Source organism: Streptomyces sp. (assembly GCF_031178505.1).
Classification (GTDB): domain Bacteria; phylum Actinomycetota; class Actinomycetes; order Streptomycetales; family Streptomycetaceae; genus Streptomyces; species Streptomyces gulbargensis.
This window is the reverse complement of record NZ_JAPSIW010000504.1, coordinates 1-5,293: the sequence shown is the minus strand read 5'-3', so window position 1 is coordinate 5,293 and position 5,293 is coordinate 1. Positions and strand designations below refer to the sequence as shown.

Genomic DNA, 5,293 nt, shown 5'->3' with positions numbered 1-5,293 from the left:
GGCAGTGCGGCGAGGGCCTCGGGCACGTGCGGCGCGGTGCCGATGCCGAGGACGAGGTTCCGGGCGGCCATCCGGAGCCGGGTGCCGTCGCCGCGTACGACCTCCAGCGTGAACCGTTCGGCGGCGGTGTCCCAGTGGACCTCCCCGACGCGGTGCGAGAAGCGCACGGAGGGGAGGCGGGCGGCCGCCCAGCGCAGGTAGTCCTCGTACTCGCGCCGCGACGGGAAGAAGTTCTCCCGGACGGTGAAGGTGTAGAGCCGGTCCATGTCGTGGAGGTACTCCAGGAACGACAGGGGGTGGCTCGGGGAGACGAGGGTGACGAGGTCGGCGAGGAAGTTCACCTGCATCGAGGCGTCGCCGAACATCATGCCGCGGTGCCAGGTGAGTTCGGGCCGCTCCTCCAGGACGACGAGGTCGAGCCCGTCCACGGTGGAGGCGAGGGCGGCGAGCCCCAGGTTGAAGGGGCCGCAGCCCACGGCCACCACGTCGTGCTCGGTGGTCGCGGGAGTGGTGCTCATCCGGGCATCGCCTCCTCCGCGCGCGGGCGCACCATCAGGGCGGCGGTCTTGTCGGGGAACTCGACCTTCCCCGCGGGCCGGAAGCCGGCGGCCTCGAAGGCGCGCAGCGAGGGCTCGTTGGTGATGTCGGGCTCGGCGACGACGCGGACGCAGGCGGGGTCGGCGGCCAGGAGGCCGTCGGCGAGGGCGCGCAGGAGGGTCCGGCCGAGGCCTCTGCCGGTCTTCTCTGCGTCGCCGATGGCGATGTGCAGGCCGAGGTCGCGCGGCAGGTGCGGGTAGTGCCCGGCGAGCCGGTCGCGCATCACCCGGTAGACCTCGATGTACGCCAGGGGCCGGCCGTCCAGGTCCACGATCACCGGCAGGATCGCGTCGCCCGCGAGGTGGCCGGCGATCTCCTCGTACCAGCGTTCGCGCGGCCACGCCTGGTGCCAGAAGGCGTCGATGTGCGGGGACTGCATCCAGCCGTGCACGAGGTCCAGGTCGGCGCCCTCGGCGCGGGCCACCCGGGCGGTCCAGCGCCCGCCGAGGAGCGGCAGCGGCGGCCCGGGAACGGTCGTGTCGTGGGCCTGCGGGTCTAAGGCGTTCATGCCGTGGCCTCCTTGAGGGGGTTGGGGGCGTCGAGGTAGACGGACTGGGCGTCGAGAGGGGCGAGGACCTCGTCGATGCCGTGGAGGCGGGTGAGGAGGTTGCCCTTGCACGGCAGGGTGTCGGCGGTGAGCCAGCGACGGGCGAGCCGGTCGCCGTCGGGGCCGGCCTTCGCGAGGGCGGGCAGCGCCGCCCGGAGCCGGTCGGCGAGGACGCCGAGCAGGACGCGCTCGTCGGCGAGGCCGTCGACGGCGAGGCAGCCGACGACGGAGAGGGCCTGGTTGCGGAGCAGGTAGTAGGAGAGCCGGTCGTCGACCAAGGGGTCGTCGACGACGGCGAGGGTGGAGGTGTCGGCGCCGAGCCTCTCCAGGAGACCGGGCAGATGGGAACCGGCCAGGTAGTAGCCCTGGTTGTCACGGAAGGTGGCGCCGGTGACCCGGCCGTCCGCGCCGAGCCGGACGAGGGTGTTCTGCTGGTGGGCCTCCAGGCCGATGCCCGTGGCGGCGTAGAGGTGGAGCATGGGGACGAGGACGTGGTCGGTGTAGTCGGCCGTCCACCGCTCGGCGGCGCCCGGTCCGAGGGCGGCGACGAGTTCCCCGAGCGCGCTGCGGCCGAGGCCGGGGCGGGGGGCGACGAGGCCGACCAGGCAGCGCAGGTCCGCGATGTCCCTGGGCACCTCGCGCACGGCGACGTCGAGCCCGGTCACCTCGGGGCCGCCGGGGCGGCCGGGTTCGTCGACGGCGATCCAGGCCGGGTCGCGGGTGATGGCGAAGCCCGGGTGGGCGGCGAAGGTGTCCGCCGCGTAGCCGGCGTCCAGGAGCCGGTTGATCTCCAGGCCGCGGCGGAGTTCCGTACGGGTCGACTCACGGCGCGAGTTGGTCAGCCGCAGCCCGAGGGAGAGCTTCAGCATCACCTCGGCGCCGGGCCGGTACACGGTCCGCACGCTGGAGGTCGGCCACCACTCCTCGCCCAGCTCGCCGAGCGGCTCCAGGGCGCCCGAGGCGATCAGCGCCTTGACGCGGGGCCGGTGCAGCAGGTCCCTGGCCTGCCACGGGTGGGCGGGGACGAGGACGCGGCCCGGGTCGGGGCGGCGGCCGGCGAGGTCCGCGAGGAGGTCCACGGTGTCGCGGCCCGCGAGGGAGGGGGCGCCGTCGACCGCGTCGTGGGAGACGACGGAGGCGTCGGCGGAGAACCAGTGCAGGCGGAAGGAACCGCGCAGTTCCGGCGAGAAGGCGGCGGCGTCACGGTCGGAGATGCCGTCGCGGCTCTTGGGCGCCGGGTGGTTGAGGTGGCCGAGGAGCAGGGCCTGTTCGGCGTCGAGGAAACCGTCGGTGCCCTCGGGCGGCAGCGGCCGGGCGCGGCGCTCGGCGAGGAAGGTGGTGACCCGTCGTACGGACTCGGCGGTGCGCTCGACCAGGTCGGCGACCTCGCCGGCGGGGACTCCGCCGGGCCGGCCGCCGCCGCGTACCGCCGCCTCGGTGGAGAGCAGCGCGACGGCGGTCACCGGGTCGGCGGTGGGGCCGAGCGGGCCGCCGGGGCCCTCCAGGCGGGCGGGGCCGAAGCGGTGCCAGCCGGTGGGCGAGCAGTGGGTGACCTCGGTGACCAATGCCAGGCCGGCGGTGGGGAGTTCGACCCGGAGCGGTCCTGGGGCGACGGGGGTGCCGGTCTCGCGGAGCCAGCAGCGGAGCAGGGCCTCGACGTGGGCGTGCTCGGCGGCGCCGCGGGCGTCGGCGTCGTGCAGCGGGTCCGGCCGGGTGGTCGCGGCCGGGTCCGCGGGGGCGGGCGGGGACGGGGTGGCTGCCGCCGGGGTGCTGGGGCTCATGCGGCGTCCTCCTGGATCAGTCGTGCGCAGGCGCGGCCGGCGTCGAGGACGGCGTCCACGAGGCCGTCGATGTCGTCGGGGGTGGCGTTGGGGTTGAGCAGGGTGAATTTGAGGCAGACGCGCGAGGGCGAGCCGGGGCCGCCGGTGCGGACCTCGGTCCGTCCGATGAGGGCGCTGCCCGTCTCCAGGAGCCGGCGGCGCAGGGCGCCGTTGAGCTCGTCGGAGGCCCGGAAGGCGGTGTCGGCCGAGGGGGTCCTGGCGCCGTCGGGACCTTCGTCGGTGGAGCCGGGAGCGGTGCCGGTGGAACCGGTCGTACCGGAAGCGGACCCGGCGGAAGCGGTGACCGCGACGTCGGCGCCGCCGGAAACGGACCCGGCCCTGCCGGAAACGGCACCGCCGGAGACGGCGTCGGCCCGCCTCGAACCGCCGGAGTCCGCCCGGGCCGTCGCCGGGTCCTCGCCGGTCCCCTCGGGGGGCCGGGCGCCGGCGCCGCCCGCAGGCCGCTCGGCCGCAGCGGCCCGGGGCACCTTCGGGTCCGCCCCCCGGTGGCGGAAGACGACCGTGGTCAGTTCGGCCGGGGCGACCAGTTCCAGTTCGGGTTCGGCGAGGATCCGCCGCTCGGCGTGGCGGGCCAGGTCGTGGCAGGTGTCGACCATGCGGCCGAGGCCGGACCTCCCGTACGTGAGCAGGGTGGCGGCGGCCTTCACGGCGTCGGGGCGCCGGGTGGTCTGGAGGCTGCGCCCGAGCAGGCCGTCGAAGCCGGCCTCCCCGTCGTCCTCGGGGTTGAGGTAGGCGACCTGCCGGTCGAGCGCGGAGAAGGCGGCCGGGTCGGAGACCAGCAGCACGCTGCTGGCCGCCGGCTGCCAGCCGATCTTGTGCAGGTCCAGGGTGATCGAGTCGGCCAGCTCCAGTCCGGCGAGGCGGCCGGCGAGCCGGTCGGAGAACAGCGCGCCGAAACCGTAGGCGGCGTCCACGTGCAACCAGACGCCGTGGTCGGCCGCGATCCCGGCGATCCGCGGCAGCGGGTCGACGGAACCGAAGTCGGTGGTCCCGGCGGTGGCGACCACCGCGACCGGGGTCCGGTCGGGGCCGAGGGCTTCGAGGGCGGCGGCCAGGGCCTCGGGCCGCATCCGCCGCCGCTCGTCGACGGGCACGGTCCGTACGGCGGCCTCGCCCAGGCCCAGGGCGGCGCAGGCCCGGTGGGTGGAGAAGTGGGCGAGCTCCGAGCAGAACACCACGGGCCCGGGCAGGGCGGCCACACCGTGCTCGCGGGCGTCGACGCCGCGCCGCAGGGCGGCGGCGTCCCGGGCGAGCAGCAGGCCCATCAGGTTGGAGAGGGATCCGCCGGGGGTGAGGACGCCGTCGGCGCGCTCGCCGAGGCCGGCGAGGCGGGTGAGGACGCCGATGAGCCAGCGTTCGACGGCGATGGCCGAGGGGCCGGAGTCGTACGTGTCGAGGGAGGCGTTGCCGGCGCTCGCCAGGACGTCGGCGGCGACGGCGACCGCGAGGGAGGGCGGCTGCAGATGGGCGGCGGCCCGGGGGTGGGAGAGGTCGATGCCGTGCTCGGTGAGGAGGGTGGCGAGCCGTCCGAGGGCGGCCTTCTGTCCGAGGCCCTCGGCGGGGAGTTCGGCCGGCCCGAGGGCGCGGGACGCGGCGGCCAGGACCTCGGCGGGGGTGCCCGCCGGGATCGGTCCGTCCGGCCTGCGGGCGGCCGAGGCCGCGTCGGCCGCGCCGGCCAGGGCGGTGAGGACCTCCGAGAGGCCGGTACGGGAACCGGCGAGGGGGACGGCGGCCGCGGGGGGCGCGGCGGTGCCGGGCCGGGTGGCCGGCACGGGGCGCGCGCGGGTGAGTGGGGTCACGAGCGGTACTCCTCAGCCTTCGGCGAGCGGGTTGGGGTGCGTGCCGTTCGGGTACAGCGCGTGGCGCAGGGCGCGGTCGCCGTAGCGGGTCACGACGATCCGGTCGCGGTTGAGCCCGTACCGGGGGATCTCGGGGGTCAGCAGGTCGTACTCGGCGAACCGGTCCCCGAGGTCGGGGAAGCGCTTGCGGAAGCGCTTCTGGAAGTCGAGGATCGTCCGCCGCACCAGGCGCCAGAACGTCTTCTCGGGTACGCCGAGCTGCTCGGCGCAGAGCGGGGCGAGGTAGCGGAAGTGGCCGACGAAGACCTGGTCGACCACGTGCTGCTTGATGATCGAGGGGTGCTTGCGCGGCAGGACGTGGTCGTGTCCGTCGGGCTCGGGGCCGCGCTCGGGTACGTCGGTGAAGGAGACGCACACGTCGTCCACGAAGTCCTTGAGGTACAGGCGGACCGGGACGTCGTTCTCGTCGTAGCCGATGAGGGTGTTCTGGCCGTGCGGGTTGAAGGTGA

General features: G+C 75.6%; 5 protein-coding genes. All 5 read right to left on the bottom strand.

The window, feature by feature from the left end:
• Window positions 1–518: SidA/IucD/PvdA family monooxygenase (locus tag RIF68_RS26395; RefSeq protein ID WP_309053800.1), on the bottom strand; the 518-nt coding region annotated here is incomplete at its 3' end.
• Entirely contained in the window at window positions 515–1,105 is a 591-nt protein-coding gene (locus tag RIF68_RS26390; RefSeq protein WP_309053799.1) for a GNAT family N-acetyltransferase, read from the bottom strand. The genes RIF68_RS26395 and RIF68_RS26390, both read right to left, overlap by 4 nt.
• The gene (locus RIF68_RS26385; protein ID WP_309053798.1) at window positions 1,102–2,925 is read right to left on the bottom strand and encodes an IucA/IucC family protein; all 1,824 of its coding nucleotides are present in this window, start codon (window positions 2,923–2,925) and stop codon (window positions 1,102–1,104) included. The genes RIF68_RS26390 and RIF68_RS26385 overlap by 4 nt, the downstream gene beginning before the upstream one ends.
• Complete coding sequence (locus tag RIF68_RS26380) at window positions 2,922–4,784, bottom strand: pyridoxal-dependent decarboxylase (RefSeq protein WP_309053797.1); 1,863 nt, start codon at window positions 4,782–4,784, stop codon at window positions 2,922–2,924. Before RIF68_RS26380 ends, RIF68_RS26385 begins: the two co-directional genes overlap by 4 nt.
• A 12-nt stretch (window positions 4,785–4,796) precedes the next feature.
• Window positions 4,797–5,293, bottom strand: a 497-nt coding sequence (locus RIF68_RS26375; RefSeq protein ID WP_309053796.1) for an IucA/IucC family C-terminal-domain containing protein, incomplete at its 5' end; no start/stop codon positions are given.

Excerpts from the sequence above, each read along its gene's own strand:
- RIF68_RS26390 (WP_309053799.1), bottom strand. The coding sequence starts at position 1,105 with ATGAACGCCTTAGACCCGCAGGCCCACGACACGACCGTTCCCGGGCCG.
- RIF68_RS26385 (WP_309053798.1), bottom strand. The coding sequence starts at position 2,925 with ATGAGCCCCAGCACCCCGGCGGCAGCCACCCCGTCCCCGCCCGCCCCC.